The 20,309-nt window shown below is 38.6% G+C and carries 27 protein-coding genes; all 27 read left to right on the forward strand.

Translation table 11 applies throughout. The features are described from left to right. The first annotated feature begins 1 nt into the window (after position 1). Positions 2–295, forward strand: coding sequence for a DUF4176 domain-containing protein (locus FGK98_RS04620; RefSeq protein WP_084948591.1), 294 nt, complete (start codon positions 2–4; stop codon positions 293–295). A gap of 237 nt (positions 296–532) precedes the next feature. Continuing rightward, a complete protein-coding gene (locus FGK98_RS04625; RefSeq protein ID WP_138100266.1) occupies positions 533–961 on the forward strand; it encodes a DUF5082 domain-containing protein in 429 nt (142 codons plus the stop codon). A 12-nt stretch (positions 962–973) separates the two neighbouring features. Next, a complete protein-coding gene (locus FGK98_RS04630) occupies positions 974–1,267 on the forward strand; it encodes a hypothetical protein (RefSeq protein WP_000357787.1) in 294 nt (97 codons plus the stop codon). After that, entirely contained in the window at positions 1,267–1,971 is a 705-nt protein-coding gene (locus FGK98_RS04635; RefSeq protein ID WP_138100267.1) for a DUF4176 domain-containing protein, read from the forward strand. Before FGK98_RS04630 ends, FGK98_RS04635 begins: the two co-directional genes overlap by 1 nt. After that, complete coding sequence (locus FGK98_RS10150) at positions 1,971–3,929, forward strand: GH-E family nuclease (RefSeq protein ID WP_138100268.1); 1,959 nt, start codon at positions 1,971–1,973, stop codon at positions 3,927–3,929. Before FGK98_RS04635 ends, FGK98_RS10150 begins: the two co-directional genes overlap by 1 nt. Before the next feature lie 21 nt (positions 3,930–3,950). Continuing rightward, positions 3,951–4,514, forward strand: coding sequence for a suppressor of fused domain protein (locus FGK98_RS04645; RefSeq protein WP_138100269.1), 564 nt, complete (start codon positions 3,951–3,953; stop codon positions 4,512–4,514). 16 nt (positions 4,515–4,530) lie between these two features. Beyond that, positions 4,531–5,514 (forward strand): hypothetical protein, encoded by a 984-nt coding sequence (locus FGK98_RS10080; protein ID WP_241993333.1) that lies wholly within the window; start codon positions 4,531–4,533, stop codon positions 5,512–5,514. Positions 5,515–5,524: 10 nt separating this feature from the next. After that, a complete protein-coding gene (locus FGK98_RS04655) occupies positions 5,525–5,791 on the forward strand; it encodes a hypothetical protein (protein ID WP_000062142.1) in 267 nt (88 codons plus the stop codon). Next, positions 5,775–6,440, forward strand: coding sequence for an enhanced serine sensitivity protein SseB C-terminal domain-containing protein (locus FGK98_RS04660; RefSeq protein ID WP_138100270.1), 666 nt, complete (start codon positions 5,775–5,777; stop codon positions 6,438–6,440). The genes FGK98_RS04655 and FGK98_RS04660 overlap by 17 nt, the downstream gene beginning before the upstream one ends. 44 nt (positions 6,441–6,484) lie before the next feature. Next, complete coding sequence (locus tag FGK98_RS10250) at positions 6,485–6,571, forward strand: hypothetical protein (RefSeq protein ID WP_455164709.1); 87 nt, start codon at positions 6,485–6,487, stop codon at positions 6,569–6,571. Between the two features lie 140 nt (positions 6,572–6,711). Beyond that, positions 6,712–8,616: a T7SS effector LXG polymorphic toxin gene (locus FGK98_RS10085; protein ID WP_241993334.1), complete on the forward strand. Its 1,905-nt coding sequence runs from the start codon at positions 6,712–6,714 to the stop codon at positions 8,614–8,616. Continuing rightward, on the forward strand, positions 8,613–9,011 hold the full coding sequence (locus FGK98_RS04685) for a hypothetical protein (protein WP_138100271.1): 399 nt from the start codon (positions 8,613–8,615) through the stop codon (positions 9,009–9,011). The genes FGK98_RS10085 and FGK98_RS04685 overlap by 4 nt, the downstream gene beginning before the upstream one ends. 49 nt (positions 9,012–9,060) lie before the next feature. Then, complete coding sequence (locus FGK98_RS04690) at positions 9,061–11,211, forward strand: polymorphic toxin type 15 domain-containing protein (protein ID WP_138100272.1); 2,151 nt, start codon at positions 9,061–9,063, stop codon at positions 11,209–11,211. A gap of 4 nt (positions 11,212–11,215) precedes the next feature. Continuing rightward, positions 11,216–11,755: a T6SS immunity protein Tdi1 domain-containing protein gene (locus tag FGK98_RS04695; RefSeq protein ID WP_004263621.1), complete on the forward strand. Its 540-nt coding sequence runs from the start codon at positions 11,216–11,218 to the stop codon at positions 11,753–11,755. A gap of 153 nt (positions 11,756–11,908) precedes the next feature. Beyond that, positions 11,909–12,682 (forward strand): hypothetical protein, encoded by a 774-nt coding sequence (locus tag FGK98_RS10090; RefSeq protein ID WP_241993335.1) that lies wholly within the window; start codon positions 11,909–11,911, stop codon positions 12,680–12,682. Beyond that, positions 12,679–13,068 (forward strand): hypothetical protein, encoded by a 390-nt coding sequence (locus tag FGK98_RS04710; protein WP_000656834.1) that lies wholly within the window; start codon positions 12,679–12,681, stop codon positions 13,066–13,068. Before FGK98_RS10090 ends, FGK98_RS04710 begins: the two co-directional genes overlap by 4 nt. Positions 13,069–13,632: 564 nt before the next feature. After that, on the forward strand, positions 13,633–14,010 hold the full coding sequence (locus FGK98_RS04720; protein WP_138100273.1) for an immunity 22 family protein: 378 nt from the start codon (positions 13,633–13,635) through the stop codon (positions 14,008–14,010). Between the two features lie 130 nt (positions 14,011–14,140). Then, the gene (locus FGK98_RS10095; protein WP_241993336.1) at positions 14,141–15,382 is read left to right on the forward strand and encodes a hypothetical protein; all 1,242 of its coding nucleotides are present in this window, start codon (positions 14,141–14,143) and stop codon (positions 15,380–15,382) included. A gap of 19 nt (positions 15,383–15,401) precedes the next feature. Further along, positions 15,402–16,094 carry a hypothetical protein gene (locus tag FGK98_RS04740; protein WP_138100274.1) on the forward strand — a complete coding sequence of 231 codons (693 nt, stop codon included), beginning with the start codon at positions 15,402–15,404 and terminating at the stop codon, positions 16,092–16,094. A 216-nt stretch (positions 16,095–16,310) separates the two neighbouring features. Beyond that, positions 16,311–17,003, forward strand: coding sequence for a hypothetical protein (locus FGK98_RS10100; RefSeq protein WP_241993337.1), 693 nt, complete (start codon positions 16,311–16,313; stop codon positions 17,001–17,003). Beyond that, entirely contained in the window at positions 16,961–17,290 is a 330-nt protein-coding gene (locus FGK98_RS10105; protein ID WP_241993338.1) for a hypothetical protein, read from the forward strand. The genes FGK98_RS10100 and FGK98_RS10105 overlap by 43 nt, the downstream gene beginning before the upstream one ends. Before the next feature lie 45 nt (positions 17,291–17,335). Next, complete coding sequence (locus tag FGK98_RS04755; RefSeq protein ID WP_171011149.1) at positions 17,336–17,734, forward strand: TNT domain-containing protein; 399 nt, start codon at positions 17,336–17,338, stop codon at positions 17,732–17,734. Then, positions 17,731–18,057, forward strand: a complete 327-nt coding sequence (locus FGK98_RS04760) for an Imm59 family immunity protein (protein ID WP_138100275.1) — start codon at positions 17,731–17,733, stop codon at positions 18,055–18,057. Before FGK98_RS04755 ends, FGK98_RS04760 begins: the two co-directional genes overlap by 4 nt. Positions 18,058–18,217: 160 nt before the next feature. Further along, positions 18,218–18,661 carry a hypothetical protein gene (locus tag FGK98_RS04765; RefSeq protein WP_138100276.1) on the forward strand — a complete coding sequence of 148 codons (444 nt, stop codon included), beginning with the start codon at positions 18,218–18,220 and terminating at the stop codon, positions 18,659–18,661. A 255-nt stretch (positions 18,662–18,916) separates the two neighbouring features. Further along, on the forward strand, positions 18,917–19,225 hold the full coding sequence (locus FGK98_RS04770; RefSeq protein WP_241993340.1) for a hypothetical protein: 309 nt from the start codon (positions 18,917–18,919) through the stop codon (positions 19,223–19,225). A gap of 181 nt (positions 19,226–19,406) precedes the next feature. After that, positions 19,407–19,790, forward strand: a complete 384-nt coding sequence (imm48, locus tag FGK98_RS04775; protein ID WP_138100277.1) for an Imm48 family immunity protein — start codon at positions 19,407–19,409, stop codon at positions 19,788–19,790. Between the two features lie 153 nt (positions 19,791–19,943). Then, positions 19,944–20,279 (forward strand): SMI1/KNR4 family protein, encoded by a 336-nt coding sequence (locus FGK98_RS04780; protein ID WP_241993341.1) that lies wholly within the window; start codon positions 19,944–19,946, stop codon positions 20,277–20,279. Positions 20,280–20,309 lie beyond the last annotated feature (30 nt).

Raw genomic sequence — 20,309 nt, forward strand, 5'->3', positions numbered from 1 at the left:
AATGTTATTACCATTAGGGAGTATTGTTTACTTAGCAGACGGCAACCAGAAAGTTGTGATTATTGGTCGTGGAATGATTGTTAATCAGGAGGGGGCAGATGTTGTTTTTGACTATACAGGCTCTGTTTTTCCAGACGGTCTCAATCCAGAAGAGATTTATTATTTTAACGAAGAAGATATTGACGAAGTCATATTTGAAGGTTACCGTAACGATGAGGAAGAACGCTATGCAAAGCTTTATCTACAGTGGTTGGAGGAAAACAAGGAGAAAGTGGTAAAAGGAAGAACGAAATAGTATCAATTTTATACTATTATTTTTACCAGAGTAGCTTCACAGAATCGGTTGTCGGAGTGGATGAGTATAACTACTTCACCAGCCGAGATGGTTATCGCATCAAACTTATCAGTGAATAAAAGCGAGTCATTTGACTTGCTTTTATTTTTAGGGTTCTTTCCCAATCCTTATGGTAAAACATCAGAATTTTTGATATAATTCTATTAACTGCAAGGTTTAGTCAAAAGAGGTATAAAGATGAGTGATTTTGAAGAAAAGCGGCTTGCTAGTAATGCTTATAATCGAGCGCAAGCGAGTCGCTATGAAAGTTTGGCGAATCAGTACCAGAAAGCATACGATAAGAAAAAAGCAGAGATTGAGAAGTTAGAATCTGCTAGAAAAGAACTCTCTAAGCAAATTCAATCTTATAGTGAGTTCCGCAATACAGTTTCTCAATACTCTACAACTATTTCTACAGATACCTTTAAAGGGACAAGACGTGATACATTTGATAAGACTTTATCGAAAATTACGACGACGATGAATACGCATCAAAATGAGCATGAAATGAATTTGGCGAAGTTGGATGCAGAGATCGCAAAGCGAAAATTGGAGCTAGGCGATTTAGGTGGTGCTATTGGAAGTGCTTGGAATGCGGTTGAAAGCTTCTTGGCAGCTATTTTTTAGGGAGTAGGATAGATGGATAAAATAGGAATCAGTTCGGCTTCTTGGCAACGTGTTGTTACCTCAGCACGGACTAAGGTCGCATCTGTATCAGACATTCAAGTGACAAAGATTGGAAAAACTACCTTGAATCGGATGAAATCTTTTGAGACCCTTCAAGAACAAGCGAAAAAAATTCTGAGTGATTATAAGGATTTTGAAATGGAGCGTACTTCTCAAATGATTACGGTTGGTGAGAAGATTGTGGCTGATGATAAAGCTATGGCCGGTCAGTTTGATAAGAATACAGCCAATGTGAGGTTTAAGTAATGGTTCAATACGATAAGAATAAGATTTTTACAAGTATTATTACTAGCCGTACGAGAGAGACATTCGAAGTAGATGATACTTTGATTCAACTTGGTCAACAATTAGGAATGCGTCCGCAGATTTTGAAGGGACTCTATAAGGCTCTGAGGAAACTGGAGGATGTCTATGAGTATGTGCCAAGTTTCGGTGCAACTTTTACTTGTCATTTTGATTATGAGAACCAGGAAGCTCAGATTCATTATAATCAACTAGATCAACTATTTTCCATCACGGATTTACAGGATTTCATGGGGATTGTGGACAGTGTCTACAGTCCTATTTATCCTTTAGGTTCTGTTGTTGAGCTAGATTTGGAGCTCTTACCAGAGGAACTCCAGAAAAGCTTAGCGGAGGGACCAGGACCACTCGTTACGATTTCAGGCCGCAAGATGCCTCTTCAAGAAGGATTCGATGACTATGTAGTGGATTATCTGGCTCGCATCTGGCCCTTGGGTGAGATGCCTGGAATGGATGCTTTTTTCGTTAGTAACATGATGATTGAGCGACTTCGTTTTGAAGGCTATAGTGACGACTGGGAAAGTCAGTTTACAGAGGATGTTTTACGTGCGACTCAGCTCTCCCATCAACAAGTCTCGACTGCCTTTATGCGCAGTGAGGATTTTGTTCGGTATTATGAGCCGTATTTAAACACGGAGGAAGGGTAATGGGATTTTATGTAGATATTGCGGAGCTTCAGAAAGCCCAAGAGGCCTATATGAAGATGGTCGCAACTGCTCAGAGTCAGTTGGATACCGCTAAAAATGGGATGAATGCCATCATCACCAGTAATTCCATGCATGGAGAAGTTGGGAAAGCGATTACGAATGAAATCAATAATGTTCATAACCCCGTGATTGTTGGCTTAAAGAATAGCTTAGAATTTCTAGGTTCTGAGTTTTCCAAGACGATCACGGATTTTCAGAATCTTGTCGGCGAAACCTCCGCAACCGCAGTTCTAGCAGAAGAAACTTTGGATGATGCAGTCAAGAAGCTAAATGAAGCCGATGAGAAACACAAGGTGATGGATACCAATTTCAAGAGTATCTATGATGGTATTTCGAGTCTCTATCACCTGAGTGCTCCCTTAAGCAGCACCTTCTATACCAATACCCAGACAGCCCGGAAGTATGTTCAGGATACGAAGAATAAGGTAAATGCCTTTGATAAGATGATGACAACCAGCAGTACGGAGCAACTTTTTAGTACTTTAAGTAGCCAGATGGCAGCTGCTGGAAGAGTGAAGAGTCTGAGTTATAGTGATCCTGTTTTAACTAACTTTGTGGCGCATGAAGAACTCGGTAAAGCGATTTATGAGCTGGATCAGCAGTATGCGAAAGCCAAGGCAGAAGCGATTGAGGCTGCTAAACGCAAGGCAGAACAAGAAGCCGCTGAGCGAGAAGCTTCTTATCGCCGTCATCACCCCATCCAAGCTTGGCTGAAGGATCGCTCGAATGAGATTGGTTCCTGGTGGGGAGATGTCGTTGAGGGCACACGGAATCTACCGCTTCCTCAAGGGATAAAGGATTCCCTCCTGTTTGCGGAAGGTTTTATTGGTGCAGCTGGAAGTATGGTTTCAGAGACTGCTATCGGAGCTGTAGATTTGACTCAGATCATTGGTATTGCCAGTATTGATGGCGTCAATCGCCTAACAGGAGGTCAAACTCCAGAGTGGATGAAGCGGGACTTGCAAGGAACGGCAGATAACCTGTCTAGCCTTGCGGAGTTAGGAGTGGGAACTTACACTGCTCTGACGGATCCAGGTGCGGCTCAGCGTGGCCAGGATCCCAATGCCAGCTATGCGGATAAGGCGGCTTATCGTGCTCAAGAGACAGGAAAAGCCCTCTGGGATAAGGTCACCCATATGGATGCCTATGATGCAGGAGGCTTGACCTTTGAGATTGCCAGTCTTTTTGTCGGTCCAGCAGCTGTAGGTAAGATGGCTAAGGGCACGAAGCTAGGAGCTAAGGCAGCTGAGATGATTCAGTTAGCCAAGAACAGTACCAAAGCAAGAATTCTCGCAAATGTTGAAAAATGGGGATCAAAGGTTGACAATATCCTAGCGAAGAGCAATAATGTCATTGGGAAATTTGGGGAGAAATTATTAGATACCCGAATCCCAGTTGGCATTCGTAAAGAGGCAGTTGCCTTTGCGGGAGGTATGGGCTCAATGCCTACCTTCAGCGTTGAGAGTAGGACTCTGCGTGATGTAATGCACTTCTCAAGCAAACATGCGGATGATGCAGTACGAGGAGTAGGTGGTTCTGGAGAAGTAAGACAACTCGTTCCGCGTAAGCTATCTGATTCAGAGAAAAAACTTTACAAGCGTCCATCAGGTTATAGGAAGAATGCAAAGGAAACTGTCTGGGATAAAGCTAAGGATGAACAAGGTGTTGTCAAAGATCCTATTACTAAAAAGGTAATGGATATTGAGGAGCCTTGGGATATGGGGCATAAACCGGGACATGAATTTAGAAAACACCAACAAAGTGCGGCTGATAGAAAAATAACTCGTAAACAATTTTTAGATGAATATAATAATCCCAATAGCTATAGACCAGAGCTACCAGAATCTAATAGAAGTCATATTGGTGAAGATAAGACGGATTTTTATTTTGGTCCATGATTTTGAAGAAAGGGACTTACTATGGAATATAATAAAAAAGAGATAGCTAGAAAGCTTTTAGATGATGTTGGCGGTACTCCAAGAGTATATGCATTTAAAGATGAATCTGGAAAAGAAATTGACATATTTTGTGGTGATGATTCTCCAATTGAACACGTATCTTCTTACTCCACTGTTGGGTTATCAGACTACACTTTGAACAAAAAGATAGATGATAAATCTTTAAGAGCAGAAATTATTGGTTCAACAGATAGTAGGAATGATTTGTTTCCAAATATAATAAGTGACTGTGCTTTTAAAGTGATGGATGGATCATCTCCTTGTATGCCAGGGACTGTATTTCTAAATGCAATAGATAATTATTATCTAGATTCTAATATGAAGCACATGTTATTGACTATCCCATTTTTATGGGAGATACACGATTTGGAATTTGATCATGAATATGTAACTTGGTTGTTTGCAGTTCCGATTTCTGAGTCGGAGTACCATTTTTTTGTTGAGAATGGGTATCAAAAATTAGAAATGTTATTTGAAAAAAAACAAATAGATATTTATGATTTAAATCGTAGTCCTGTGGTTTAGATGATATTTTACGTTGATGAAGGATTCCCTTCTGTTTGCGGAAGGTTTTATTGGTGCAGCTGGTAGTATGGTTTCAGAGACTGCCATCGGAGCTGTAGATTTGACTCAGATCATTGGTATTGCCAGTCTTTTTGTCGGTCCAGCAGCTGTGGGGAAGATGGCTAAGGGGACCAAGTTAGGAGCTAAGGCAGCTGAGATGATTAGCTTAGCCAAGAACAGTACCAAAGCAAGAATTCTCGCAAATGTTGAAAAATGGGGATCAAAGGTTGACAATATCCTAGCGAAGAGCAATAATGTCATTGGGAAATTTGGGGAGAAATTATTAGACACTCGAATCCCAGTTGGCATTCGTAAAGAGGCAGTTTCCTTTGCGGGAGGTATGGGCTCAATGCCTGCCTTCAGCGTTGAGAGCAAGACTCTGCGTGATGTGATGCGCTTCTCAAGCAAACATGCGGATGATGTAGTGAGAGTGGCAGAGAAGCCCTTTGATAAAGAGCGGATTCTTGAAAATCTTAGGCAAAGTCGACTTGCACGGGAAAGTTCTAATTTCGGGGAGTATTTAGGAAAAGAAAATCAATTTAGATATCCTACAGATATTGATGGTAGTGTAAAAATAACAGAGAAGGCTGACCGTCCGTCATGGATTGTGGATTCATTTCAGGATGGGCAATATCGGACGGTAGTGACGACAGAAGAGGTGACGGTTTATCGTACATTTGGAGGGAATGCAAAACAAGAAGGAAGTTTTGTAACCTCTTCTCCTGCTCAAAATAGGATTCAAGCGAAAATTGATACAGCTTTATTACCTGAATGGAAGAATACTCGGATGTACGAAGTAGAGATTCGAATTCCTAAGGGAGAAACATTAGGTATTGGAAAAGTTGCGCCGCAAATGATATCTTCATCAGGGACTGTTCTAAAAGGCGGTGCGGACCAAATATTATTACCACAGGGATGGTCGCAGGATTGGATTGTGAATGTAAGGGCTGTCCCTAATTAAGGAGTAGATTATGAGTATGAAATCAATAGAGATAGCCAATAAAATTTTAGAAATAATGGATGAACAGTATCCTTCAGAAATACAGGAAAAAGGAGCAATTAACACTCTTTATACCATTATTAGATCAATAAAGGAAACAGAAACTATCCCATCGAATGTTCATCTTAAGGATCATGCACGTATGTTGATAGATGCAACTGCTAATTATAATTTAGAAATCATCTACCTACTTCAAGATTTAGATAAGGAATTAAAAAAGAATGAACGTCAAAGATAGTTTACAACGTTTTTCATCAAATAGAACAGAAAAAAATAGGGAACAGCTTCTTTCAAATTTGGAGAAAAGTTCACTTTTTGTTCCAGTAAGATGGATTGATGAGCAGACGTTTCGTGTTCTTCATATCCAAGATGTGGCGGGAAATTTTTATCTGCCTATTTTGACAAGTTTAGATGAGCAATTGCCACCTATACACGATCAAGACTCTCTTAGGTTAGAGACTGTTCGTCTAGCTGATTGTATCCAGTTACTTCAATCTAACCAAGATATAGAAGAACTTGTTATCAATCCAATGTCTGATAATGTCACTGTTTCTTCTTCTGTACTACGAGGACAGTCTAATCTAACAAACCATCAAGTATCATTTGGAATTCCTAGTAAGGACTATTCATGGTTAACAAAGCCGATGACTTTGTTTTTACAGAGGAAAACAAATGTGAGGTGCGCATATTTGTTGATGATTGTTAGAGAAAATCAACCTATAGCAACGATTGTTGTAGATGGGGAAGAAAAGGATTGTATTGGTATATTTAATTATTTAAATCGCCAGCAATATTCTGAAATAATTGATATTCTTCCGTTACAGACAGATTTTTCAAAAGAGATTATTAAAGGGATTGCTCCTTTTTATAGTGTGGAAAGTCTATAATATTTGAAAATTTTGAAGAAGCAGAGCAATGCTTATTTGAGATATTGGATTTAACTGTAAAATATAACAGGTTGCAAGTGATGACTAACGAGGAACCAGAATATCCTTCTCCTTTGTGGGACAAACCATAATGATAAATTTAGAAAAGCAACACAGTGAAATTTGATTTGAATTTTATCGAGCTCTCCCATCAACAAGTCTCGACTGCCTTTATGCGCAGTGAGGATTTTGTTCGGTATTATGAGCCGTATTTAAACACGGAGGAAGGGTAATGGGATTTTATGTAGATATTGCGGAGCTTCAGAAAGCCCAAGAGGCCTATATGAAGATGGTCGCAACTGCTCAGAGTCAGTTGGATACCGCTAAAAATGGGATGAATGCCATCATCACCAGTAATTCCATGCATGGAGAAGTTGGGAAAGCGATTACGAATGAAATCAATAATGTTCATAACCCCGTGATTGTCGGCTTAAAGAATAGCTTAGAATTTCTAGGTTCTGAGTTTTCCAAGACGATCACGGATTTTCAGAATCTTGTTGGCGAAACCTCTGCAACCGCAGTTCTAGCAGAAGAGACTTTGGATGATGCGGTCAAGAAGCTAAATGAAGCCGATGAGAAACACAAGGTCATGGATACCAATTTCAAGAGTATCTATGATGGTATTTCGAGTCTCTATCGTCTGAGTGCTCCCTTAAGCAGCACCTTCTATACCAATACCCAAACAGCCCGGAAGTATGTTCAGGATACGAAGAATAAGGTAAATGCCTTTGATAAGATGATGACAACCAGCAGTACGGAGCAACTTTTTAGTACTTTAAGTAGCCAGATGGCAGCTGCTGGAAGAGTGAAGAGTCTGAGTTATAGTGATCCTGTTTTAACTAACTTTGTGGCGCATGAAGAACTCGGTAAAGCGATTTATGAGCTGGATCAGCAGTATGCGAAAGCCAAGGCAGAAGCGATTGAGGCTGCTAAACGCAAGGCAGAACAAGAAGCCGCTGAGCGAGAAGCTTCTTATCGCCGTCATCACCCCATCCAAGCTTGGCTGAAGGATCGCTCGAATGAGATTGGTTCCTGGTGGGGAGATGTCGTTGAGGGCACACGGAATCTACCGCTTCCTCAAGGGATAAAGGATTCCCTCCTGTTTGCGGAAGGTTTTATTGGTGCAGCTGGAAGTATGGTTTCAGAGACTGCTATCGGAGCTGTAGATTTGACTCAGATCATTGGTATTGCCAGTATTGATGGCGTCAATCGCCTAACAGGAGGTCAAACTCCAGAGTGGATGAAGCGGGACTTGCAAGGAACGGCAGATAACCTGTCTAGCCTTGCGGAGTTAGGAGTGGGAACTTACACTGCTCTGACGGATCCAGGTGCGGCTCAGCGTGGCCAGGATCCCAATGCCAGCTATGCGGATAAGGCGGCTTATCGTGCTCAAGAGACAGGAAAAGCCCTCTGGGATAAGGTCACCCACATGGATGCCTATGATGCAGGAGGCTTGACCTTTGAGATTGCCAGTCTTTTTGTCGGTCCAGCAGCTGTAGGTAAGATGGCTAAGGGCACGAAACTCGGAGCTAAGGCAGCTGAGATGATTAGCTTAGCCAAGAACAGTACCAAAGCAAGAATTCTCGCAAATGTTGAAAAATGGGGATCAAAGGTTGACAATATCCTAGCGAAGAGCAATAATGTCATTGGGAAATTTGGGGAGAAATTATTAGATACCCGAATCCCAGTTGGCATTCGTAAAGAGGCAGTTGCCTTTGCGGGAGGTATGGGCTCAATGCCTACCTTCAGCGTTGAGAGTAGGACTCTGCGTGATGTAATGCACTTCTCAAGCAAACATGCGGATGATGTGGCGCGAGGTGTAGGTGGTTCTGGGAAAGCGGAGCGAGTCACACAAGCTGTCAATAATATGTCTGAGTTTTTTGAGACCGACTTTGGAAAAAAGATTAGGGGCAGTCTTAGAAAGACGAAGAAACAATATGACGGGCAAAGTGTTTATGAGGTGACTAAAGATATAGATGATATTTTGAAAAAAGGAGATAAGTTGTACTTAGATGGTCGGCATAAAGATCATTTTGAGGTATTCAATAAAAGAGGTAAAGTAAAGGATGTTCTTAATCTTGATGGAACTTCTAATAGTAAAAAATTTAATTTAGCTTCTGGGAGGAGATTTAAATGATTAGTTCAGAGTTAAAAGATGTAATGAAACGATTGACTATTCTTAATGAGAATAATAAAGGTGTGCTACTTAGAGAAGAAAGTATCAGAGATATAGACAATACGATAAATATCTTTCTAAAAAAATATGAAGATCGTTTTTATGAAGGATTAAGATTGTTTAACAAGATAGACATTACTACAATTTCCTCTTCAGAGAATTCAGATTATACTATTGCTTTCTATAATCTATTAACTGGAATTAGGGGGATAATCGATTGTTTTGATGACTTTGATGATATTTTAGTTGAATTGAATAAAAACTTCATGTATCAAAGTGGCGAAATCACAAAAGAAGAATGGGAAAGTTCATGGGAAGTAGTCTTGGATGACGAAGAAAATGAATTTGGAGATTGAAGAATAGATATTGATTCCTCGCTTTTTATGTTCACTAGGAGGAAGGCTAATGGGATTCTATGTAGATATTGCGGAGCTTCAAAAAGCCCAAGAGGTCTATATGAAGATGGTCGCAACTGCTCAGAGTCAGTTGGATACCGCTAAAAATGGGATGAATGCCATCATCACCAGTAATTCCATGCATGGAGAAGTTGGGAAAGCGATTACGAATGAAATCAATAATGTTCATAACCCCGTGATTGTTGGCTTAAAGAATAGCTTAGAATTTCTAGGTTCTGAGTTTTCCAAAACGATCACGGATTTTCAGAATCTTGTTGGCGAAACCTCTGCAACCGCAGTTCTAGCAGAAGAGACTTTGGATGATGCGGTCAAGAAGCTAAATGAAGCCGATGAGAAACACAAGGTTATGGATACTAACTTCAAGAGTATCTATGATGGTACTTCGAGTCTCTATCACCTGAGTGCTCCCTTAAGCAGCACCTTCTATACCAATACCCAGACAGCCCGGAAGTATGTTCAGGATACGAAGAATAAGGTAAATGCCTTTGATAAGATGATGACGACCAGCAGTACTGAGCAACTTTTTAATGCTTTAAGTAGCCAGATGGCGGCTGCTGGAAGAGTGAAGAGTCTGAGTTATAGTGATCCTATTTTGACCGACTTTGTGGCGCATGAAGAGCTCGGGAAAGCGATTTATGAGCTGGATCAGCAGTATGCGAAAGCCAAGGCAGAAGCGATTGAGGCTGCTAAACGCAAGGCAGAACAAGAAGCCGCTGAGCGAGAAGCTTCTTATCGCCGTCATCACCCCATCCAAGCCTGGCTGAAGGATCGCTCGAATGAGATTGGTTCCTGGTGGGGCGATGTCGTTGAGGGAACACGAAATCTACCGCTTCCTCAAGGGATGAAGGATACACTCCTGTTTGCGGAAGGTTTTATTGGTGCAGCTGGAAGTATGGTTTCAGAGACTGCCATCGGAGCTGTAGATTTGACTCAGATCATTGGTATTGCCAGTATTGATGGCGTCAATCGCTTAACAGACGGTCAAACTCCAGAGTGGATGAAGCGGGACTTGCAAGGAACGACAGATAACCTGTCTAGCCTTGCGGAGTTAGGAGTAGGAACTTACACTGCTCTGACGGATCCAGGAGCGGCTCAGCGTGGTCAGGATCCCAATGCTAGCTATGCGGATAAGGCGGCTTATCGTGCTCAAGAGACAGGAAAAGCCCTCTGGGATAAAGTCACCCATATGGATGCCTATGACGCAGGAGGCTTGACCTTTGAGATTGCCAGTCTTTTTGTCGGTCCAGCAGCTGTAGGGAAGATGGCTAAGGGCACGAAACTCGGAGCTAAGGCAGCTGAGATGATTCAGTTAGCCAAGAACAGTACCAAAGCAAGAATTCTCGCAAATGTTGAAAAATGGGGATCAAAGGTTGACAATATCCTAGCGAAGAGCAATAATGTCATTGGGAAATTTGGGGAGAAATTATTAGACACTCGAATCCCAGTTGGCATTCGTAAAGAGGCAGTTGCCTTTTCGGGAGGTATGGGAATCATGCCTACCTTCAGCGTTGAGAGTAGGACTCTGCGTGATGTAATGCACTTCTCAAGCAAACATGCGGATGATGTAGTGAGAGGTGTAGGTGGTTCTGGAGAAGTAGCAAACAGGGGAGAAGATTTATTACAATCAACTAAAGAGATTCAAAGAATTGAGGAGATTAACGTAGTATTTAAACGTAATCCGAAACATGATGAAGTCGAGTTTATTCGTCAATTTAAAGGACAAGAAGAAGGTTTAAACAAATTAACTGTAAAAGAGTATTTTGAAAATAGGAAAGAATACATCAAAAACGGACGTTCATCGGAAGCTAAAGCTGCTCAAAAAGCTGCCAGAGAAAATGCTCTAGCAGATAAATACAACGAGATGTTGCTACAAGGGAATTCTCGTTCAGAAGCTAAGCGCATTGCTGAGGACTGGATAAAAACACAAGCTGCTTTGCATGATCCAGATATGATAGCCGGCGGTTATGCTACTAAAATTACAGGTATGGGAGATACTCGTATTAATTCTTCTCTAGGATCTCAATGGCGTTCAAGAATAAGCGAAATGGATCAGCGAATACGTAAAGCAACTGAACATCTTTTAAAAGATGATTTGGATAAAACAAGGCTCAATATTAAATTGGAATATATACAGAGGTGATATTATGTTAGATGATTTTATAAAAGTTATGGCGATGCCTCAGGATGTAGTTGAAAAATACCGTACTATGGTACCAGATGAATTGATTCAAATTTGGCAAAATCAAGGTATAGGAACTTTTTTAGGAGGATATTTAAAAATTATTAATCCTGAGGAATATAGAGATTTGTTGGATTCAACATACTTCCGTGGGGACTTAGCAGTTCCAATATTTGTGACAGCATTCGGTGATATTATAACATTTGAAGAAAATAGATATTTAAGGCTTGTAAAGTACAAAGATGGAGTATTTGAAATCATTTTGGAAAACTTTCTATTTTTCTTGAAATTCTTGAAGGATGAAGATTTTCAGAAGGATTATTTTGAAATTGATTTATATAAAAGTGCATTGAAACAATACGGAGACTTAGATTATGATTATTGCTTTGGATTTGTCCCATTGCTTGGTTTAGGTGGACAGAAGACTGTGGAAAATATAGATAAGGTAAAAATAAAAGAGCATATTTATATTATTTCGGAGCTTGTTGGAAATATTGGGATGTGATAGAACCTTTATCGGAGGAACTCTTTATCGTTCTGATTTCCGTATGTCATTTGTCGATAAAATTGATGAATTAAAAAGGATTGCTCGAATGAGATTGGCTCCTGGTGGGGAGATGTCGTTGAGGGCACACGGAATCTACCGCTTCCTCAAGGGATGAAAGATACACTCCTGTTTGCGGAAGGTTTTATTGGTGCAGCTGGAAGTATGGTTTCAGAGACTGCCATCGGAGCTGTAGATTTGACTCAGATCATTGGTATTGCCAGTCTTTTTGTCGGCCCAGTAGCTGTAGGGAAGATGGCTAAGGGTACGAAGCTAGGAGCTAAGGCAGCTGAGATGATTAGCTTAGCCAAAAACAGTACCAAGGCAAGAATTCTCACAAATGTTGAAAAATGGGGATCAAAGGTTGACAATATCCTAGCGAAGAGCAATAATGTCATTGGGAAATTTGGGGAGAAATTATTAGATACCCGAATCCCAGTCGGCATTCGTAAAGAGGCAGTTGCCTTTGCGGGAGGTATGGGAACCATGCCTGCCTTCAGCGTTGAGAGTAAGACTCTACGTGATGTGATGCACTTCTCTAGTAAACATGCGGATGATGTAGTGAGAGGTGTAGGTGGTTCTGGTAGGGCGGAGCGAGTCGCACAAGCTGTCAATAATATGTCGGAGTTTTTTGAAACAGAATTTGGACAAAAGATTGTGGGAAACCTTAGAAAGACTAAGAAGAAGTATGACGGGCAGAGTGTTTATGAACTGATGAAGAAGGTTGATAGAAATTTGCGCAAAGGAGATTACCTGTATTTGGATGGTTTACATATGGACCATTTTGAAGTTTTTGATAAACGTGGTAATTTGAAATCTGTACTTAATCTTGATGGTACTTTAAACACAGATAAGTTATTAAAAGCTAAAGGAAGGAAATTACATTGAAGGAAGAAATCTATAAACTTTATGAGGTGTGTAAACGATTCAATTCGAGGTTGGGATACTCGTTAGAAGAAAATAAGAAATTAAAAGATTTTAAAGAATTGATAGATGATAATCTATCTGATGACTTTCAAGAGCTTATGTCAGGTATTTCAGCATTCAAGGAAGAAATAATTGATCAAAGTATAGCTGATGAGCAATACAGTCAATTCTATTACGAGTTATTGTCTTCAATGGCTAACTTTTCTTCTTACTTTGCAGATTTGCATGAAATAATTTTTGATCTAAACAAAAGACGCAGATTTAAAATGGGAGAAATTACCAAAGAGGAGTTAGTCAGTTCAGATGAAATAATTTTAGACGATGAGGACGATGAATCTGGAAATTAAAGAATAGATATTTATTGTTTTTCTAAACGCATTAAAGATTTTGTCCGGAGGAGGATGCAGTACGAGGAGTAGGTGGTTCTGGGAAAGCAGAGCGCTTCTATGATGATATAAAAAATATAACAGCTAAGGATATTCCAACAGTTAAAAGTGGAGATTTTGAAAAATTTTTCAATTCTCTAACGGTAGAAGAGTTAGATTTTATTTGGAAGAAAAAGGAACTACGTAAGAAAATTGAACGTCAATTAAGATATCCTGGTGGAATGCATGAGTGGCATTTAGTTTCAAGGACTCCGCAATTCAAGTATTGGGATATAACTGCCGAAAAAATTAGAGAGTTACGTACTGCAATTTCAGATGTAAAGTTTATTAACCCTGAAGGAGTCCATGGTGGTTAAGGTTCTACAAAAGCACATAATGAATTGCTGGAAATTATTGATTCGTCGAAAGATTATGATATGTTTGTGAGAAGATTAAATATCTGGGCTAATTATCATCTTGAGAGAGGAGTTCAGGTATTACCTAAGGGGCTAAGAATCCCATAGCTAATAGAAAGGATTTAATAAAATGGAAACAGACAATACGGTATCTATTTGGATAGGTAATTTCAAAAATTTAACTGAGTTAGAAAATTATATTGATCTAACTTATGATGATGAGGGAGAGATCGTTGTTTCTGATTTTTTCAACGATTTTAAGATAGATATTAATGATATAGATGAAGATTTAATTGAAAAAGCAGTTTTGCCAAATGAAATAAACGATATATCTATTATTTTGCGCACTGCTTCCTATGAGGAACAGTTGTTGTGTGAATTGAACGCATTAGAGAGTCTGACTATAAATAAAGGCAATGCAGTTGTACTACTCTATAACTATGCTTATGATGGCTCTGTAAAATCCTCAGATTATTTAAATTTCATTACGAGTGTAGATTATAGATAAAACAATAACTTAGGAGTCTTATCGCCGTCATCACCCCATCCAAGCCTGGCTGAAGGATCGCTCGAATGAGATTGGTTCCTGGTGGGGCGATGTCGTTGAGGGAACACGAAATCTACCGCTTCCTCAAGGGATGAAAGATACACTCCTGTTTACGGAAGGTTTTATTGGTGCAGCTGGGAGTATGGTTTCAGAGACTGCCATTGAAGCTGTAGATTTGACTCAGATCATTGGTATTGCCAGTATTGATGGCGTCAATCGCTTAACAGGCGGTCAAACTCCAGAGTGGATGAAGCGGGACTTGCAAGGAACGGCAGATAACCTGTCTAGCCTTGCGGAGTTAGGAGTAGGAACGTACACTGCTCTGACGGATCCAGGTGCGGCTCAGCGTGGCCAGGATCCCAATGCTAGCTATGCGGATAAGGCAGCTTATCGTGCTCAGCAGACCGGAAAAGCCCTCTGGGATAAGGTCACCCATATGGATGCCTATGATGCAGGAGGCTTGACCTTTGAGATTGCCAGTCTTTTTGTCGGTCCAGCAGCTGTAGGTAAGATGGCTAAGGGGACCAAGTTAGGAGCTAAGGCAGCTGAGATGATTAGCTTAGCCAAGAACAGCACCAAGGCAAGAATTCTCGCAAATGTCGAAAAATGGGGTTCAAAGGTTGACAATATCCTGTCTAAGAGCAATAATGTCATTGGGAAATTTGGGGAGAAATTATTAGTTAGCCGAATTCCAGTCGGCATTCGTAAAGAGGCAGTTGCCTTTGCGGGAGGTATGGGAACCATGCCTACCTTCAGCGTTGAGAGCAAGACTCTGCGTGAGGTGATGCACTTCTCTAGTAAATATGCGGATGATGCAGTACGAGGAGTAGGTGGTTCTGGTAGGACTACAAGTAAGCTTAGAGATAGTGTCTTAGAAGGAGCAAAATCTAAAGGCAAAGCTAGATATGGTGAACGGAAAATTTCTGATGAAGAATACGCAAAATTGAGGAAAATGACACCATCCAGAAATATTAGAAATAATGTGAATAAAGACATCCAGTTACCGATGCCCGATCCAGCTATTCCTGGTAAGATTATAGAAATTGGAGAAAGATTAGAAGCCGACCATATTGTTTCAATGGATAGGATTACAAAAATGGAAGGCTTCGAAAAAATGACGCTAAAACAAAAACTTGATGTTCTAAATTATGAAAAGAATTTTATCGGATTGAGCAAAACAGCAAACACATCTAAAGGTTCGAAGAGTTATAGCGAGTGGACTAGATATGTAAAAGAAAATATACCTATTTCTGCAGATTTTAAAAGTACTATGATAGCCAAGGAAAGAGAGTTGGAAGTTGTTTTGCAAAATTTAATTGATTCTTTTAATTAAATAATAGAGGTTAGTAATTATGGATAATTTATCAAATATTTTGGCCCAGTATACACTATCAAATTCTGAAGTGGAGATTATAGAGGAAACCTCTAAAATCTTATCGGCAGATATTCCGCAATTTTGGAAAGAAATCTTTCTTTCTGATGACTTTAAAGAAAGAAAAAGCATACTTCTTACAGAATGGAAGAAATTTGTATCAGCAGAATTATCTAATACAATTTCCTATCTAGATGAATACTTGCTTCGGCTTGACTTGATTTTCTACAACGGTGAATACTCTATACTATATACAATTTCATCCTATGATAATAAAGATGTACTTCTGTATGAAGGTAAGAACCCAGTCTCAGTCGATGAATTAAGGAAAAAATTCGGAGATTTATTTGTGTCATTGGACAGCTCAATAGTAAACTTTTACACAAATATTCATAATGGTTTTTATGATTATAGAAGTAAAAGTATGGGATTGGATCCCGTCAAAAATATAGAGCCAGTATCCTTGTATGAATGGGAATATATCAAGCAAATAGATTTTAATCTTGAAGCATTATTTACATTTTTTAGTAATGGTATGGGAGACTATATCGTATTGGATATAGATTCTAAATTAGAAAACGGAGCTTATTTATGGTCTAAAATGGATTTGCCTGAAAGAGGTTTAAATTTTTGGAATTATATCGATGAGTGGACAGTAATTGGTTTTGAGTAAGTTTTTATAGAGGCTAAGAGTATCAGAAAGTTTAATGGAGGAGTTCTATTTATGAGTGATAAATTCCTTGAGTTATTTATTGAAAAAACTTTTTATAATGAGCTATTTAATAAGTTGAAATCTTATATCTAGCTTCATAGAGATGAAATAAAAGTTAGATCTTACACTTTATCTTCGATATCCTATAAAGCACTAGATGATTTTACCGTCAAAGACTTGAAAGATTCCCTCCTGTTTGCGGAAGGTTTTATTGGTGCAGCTGGAAGTATGGTTTCAGAGACTGCTATCGGAGCTGTAGATTTGACTCAGATCATTGGTATTGCCAGTATTGATGGCGTCAATCGCCTAACAGGAGGTCAAACTCCAGAGTGGATGAAGCGGGACTTGCAAGGAACGGCAGATAACCTGTCTAGCCTTGCGGAGTTAGGAGTGGGAACTTACACTGCTCTGACGGATCCAGGTGCGGCTCAGCGTGGCCAGGATCCCAATGCCAGCTATGCGGATAAGGCGGCTTATCGTGCTCAAGAGACAGGAAAAGCCCTCTGGGATAAGGTCACCCATATGGATGCCTATGATGCAGGAGGCTTGACCTTTGAGATTGCGAGTCTTTTTGTCGGTCCAGCAGCTGTAGGTAAGATGGCTAAGGGCACGAAACTCGGAGCTAAGGCAGCTGAGATGATTAGCTTAGCCAAGAACAGTACCAAAGCAAGAATTCTCGCAAATGTTGAAAAATGGGGATCAAAGGTTGACAATATCCTAGCGAAGAGCAATAATGTCATTGGGAAATTTGGGGAGAAATTATTAGATACCCGAATCCCAGTCGGCATTCGTAAAGAGGCAGTTGCCTTTGCGGGAGGTATGGCTCAATGCCTACCTTCAGCGTTGAGAGTAAGACTCTGCGTGAGGTAATGCGCTTCTCTAGCAAACATGCGGATGATGTAGTGAGAGTGGCAGAGAAGCCCTTTGATAAAGAGCGGATTCTTGAAAATCTTAGGCAAAGTCGACTTGCACGGGAAAGTTCGAAGTTTGGTGCCTATCTTCGCAGAGAGTATGAAGCTAAGGGACACTATTTCCCAGAGCGTGTTGAAATGCCAAATGGCAAGCGTGCTTATCTATCGGCAGATGATGGTTTCGATGGAAGAAAAACTCCTGTCAGATCACGAAGTTATGTGGGTAGCGAAGGACATATTAAGTAGCCGGAAAAAGGTGATGGTTTTGTACTGGATAGTGTAGGGAATCCCATTACTCAACCTGCAAATTTAAAAGCAGGTGATATTATAGATCGTTATGGTCATCCATATGGAAAATTTACTAGTCCGGTGAGGGAGGAAGAGATTATCGCGTTTAACAAACGTGGTTTACCTTATCCAGAAGGCTACCAAGATTACCACCAATATAGAGTAATGCATGATTTGACAGAAGAAAATATAATAAATGCTTTTAAAACAGCTTCATCAGAAGTTAAAGAAAGCTTAATTGATGCAATGGAAAACCGGGGATTTTCTTTGTCAGATCTGGCTAATATTCAACAAGGAGAAATTGCAAAAGTCTTTGGAGCAGGTGGAGGAACTCAGATACAACTAGGGAATTCTTTGAAGTATTATGAAGATTTAGGTTTATTAAAAGAGGTGATAAAATGAATTCGGAACAAATTGAAAAATTCAAACAAGAAATAGAATGTATTATAAAAGAAAAAAATTATATATCTTTACGGTATGTTCTTTTCGATGAAACAAATAGAACACCATTTGCTGTACATATATTTAACAAAGATGATTTATTCATGGTGAATAGCAGAGATGAGAGGGCTTATGTAATTGGAAGAACATTTGAATTTGATAATTTTTCTGAGGCTGAAAAAAAATTCTTTAATGTATTGGACTTTATAGTACGTGAGGGTCGAAGGGACATATCTAACAGAGGAAGCTATATGTATTTTTCACCTCTTTGGGATAAACAATAATGATAAATTTAGAAAAGCAACGCAGTGAAATTTTCTTTGAATTTTATCGAGCTCTCCCAGCAACAAGTATCGACCTCCTTTATGCGTAGTGAGGATATCAAGGTTATCATAAATATGAGGTGATACATGATTTGACAAGAAGTAATATGGAGTGAAGTAAATGATATTTGAAGATTTATTAATGAAAATTCAATCTGATTTGGTGTCTTTAGGATTAGAATATTCGAATAGTCAAATTGATGAAATTTATTTGTATGGTTATATCGAAGAAGGTAGTTATTTTTTCAATTTATTTTTTAAGAAAAATGGGGAGATAATCAGACTCAATCAGATTAATGATTTTTTGAGTGAAAATGAGAAAATAGACGATTCACGTGATAGACAGATACAACTTCTAGAATTAGGAATTGATGTTTTGGAAAAAATCGAGATTTTGTTTGAGAATAATAAAAAAGAAGTACCTACCGAAATCAAAATTATTTATAGTAAGAGCAGCAATAGTCTCAAATCTAAATATAGTTATTCGCCCATTTCAGATGATACTTCAGAATTAGAATTATTCAATAACTGGTATGATACGGTGAAAGTAGAAAATAATATTTGAAGATAAGATAATGGATTTACAAGTAGTCAAGCACTTTGAACTTAGTTCCTACTCCATTATCATATAGTTATGAAAATCAGGAAGCTCAGATTCATTACAATCAACTAGAACAACTATTTTCCATGTCAGGCAAAACAAACGGTCTCTCAAGCAATTAGACAGCAGGAATCCTATGGTTTAATGGTTGATGATTTTGTACCTCGTATACCTAATAAAATTTATCTTCCTAAGTAAGTAGTAAGGTGTGTATTTAAAATGAAAATAATTTCAGAAGTAGTTGATAATTTAACTAGTATAAAACTATTAGTGAATTCTCGAAAAACTAATATTCCTATAATAGAGCTAGATAAGTTATCCATTGCGGAAAAAAATATCACAAGTTTAAAATGGGAAAATTTTGTTCTTGAACAACGTGGTGATCTAACCGCATATTTATTAAAAAATGAGAGAGAAATTTTCAAAAAATGGAATGAATTGAGTAGGGATGCAAAAGAAAGAATTATTCCTATTATTACAAAACAACTGTTTGCTTTAGTTGAAGAAAAAAAATATTTGAATCAATGATACCCCAAATTAGATTTGATATAATTAATATTTCGATATGTTTAACTATAAAGAATGAATGTATGAATGTAAATTCACCGTTTTTTGATGATTTATATATTTTATATCGATTGGGTTATATTCCCTGTGGCTATGCTAAAGGGAAATATAAAGTATTATAGGGAGAGATAAGGAGAAATAAATGGAAAAGCAATATGTAAGCGAGTCATTAAGAATAGCAAATGATATTATCCAATTGGTTAAAATTGATCTAAAGGACGAAATGAATAGGCAAATTTTAGCTTCCTATATATTTGGTGTTTTAAATGCTAAAGCAATTCAAGAGTCCATTTCTCCAATTGATGTTCAAGTTACAATGATTCGTGTTGGAATAGAAGCATTGGGCTATAGTCCAGAGGCAGCTACTCAAATGACGCAATTTGTTATCGATGCCACAGATAAGAATTTCCATCCAACTGTATATGCAATAATACATAGAGGAATAGAGGCGTTTTATCTCAATAGTAATGAGAAATACGAGCAACTAAAAGAGGATTTTGATAGTATAATGACATCCATAAAATAATGTAGGTTTGCTTTAAGAAGAAAATAAGAGAGGAAAGAATGTATTATTTTAAATCGTTAGAGAGACCTATCTCAAATTCAGAACTATCAGAGATAGAAAAAAATAAATGTAATACTTCCAGAAGACTATAAGGAATTTCTATTAAAAGTTAATGTGGGTATTCCTAAAGAGCTGTACTTATCGTTTTTTATTGATGATTTAAATGAAGAAGTGATTTTGGGGACAATGTTAGGTATTTCAGAGAATAAAAACTTTAGTCTAACGGATTGGAACTCAGAATACCAAATGGAACTTCCATACGATTCATTTGTCTTTGGAACGGAATATGGAGGAGGGTTATTTGTTATGATTGTGAGTGGAGAAGATAGAGGAATTTATTTTTGGGACCATACATTTATATTTGATCAGTCGTCGGTAGATTCAAATGTATACTTTTTGGCAGATAATTTTACTAATTTTATAGAAAAGTTATATATTTCTGAACCATAGAAATACAAAAGGGGAATCCTATTTATGAGT

Source organism: Streptococcus australis, assembly GCF_901543175.1.
Taxonomy (GTDB): Bacteria; Bacillota; Bacilli; order Lactobacillales; family Streptococcaceae; genus Streptococcus; species Streptococcus australis_A.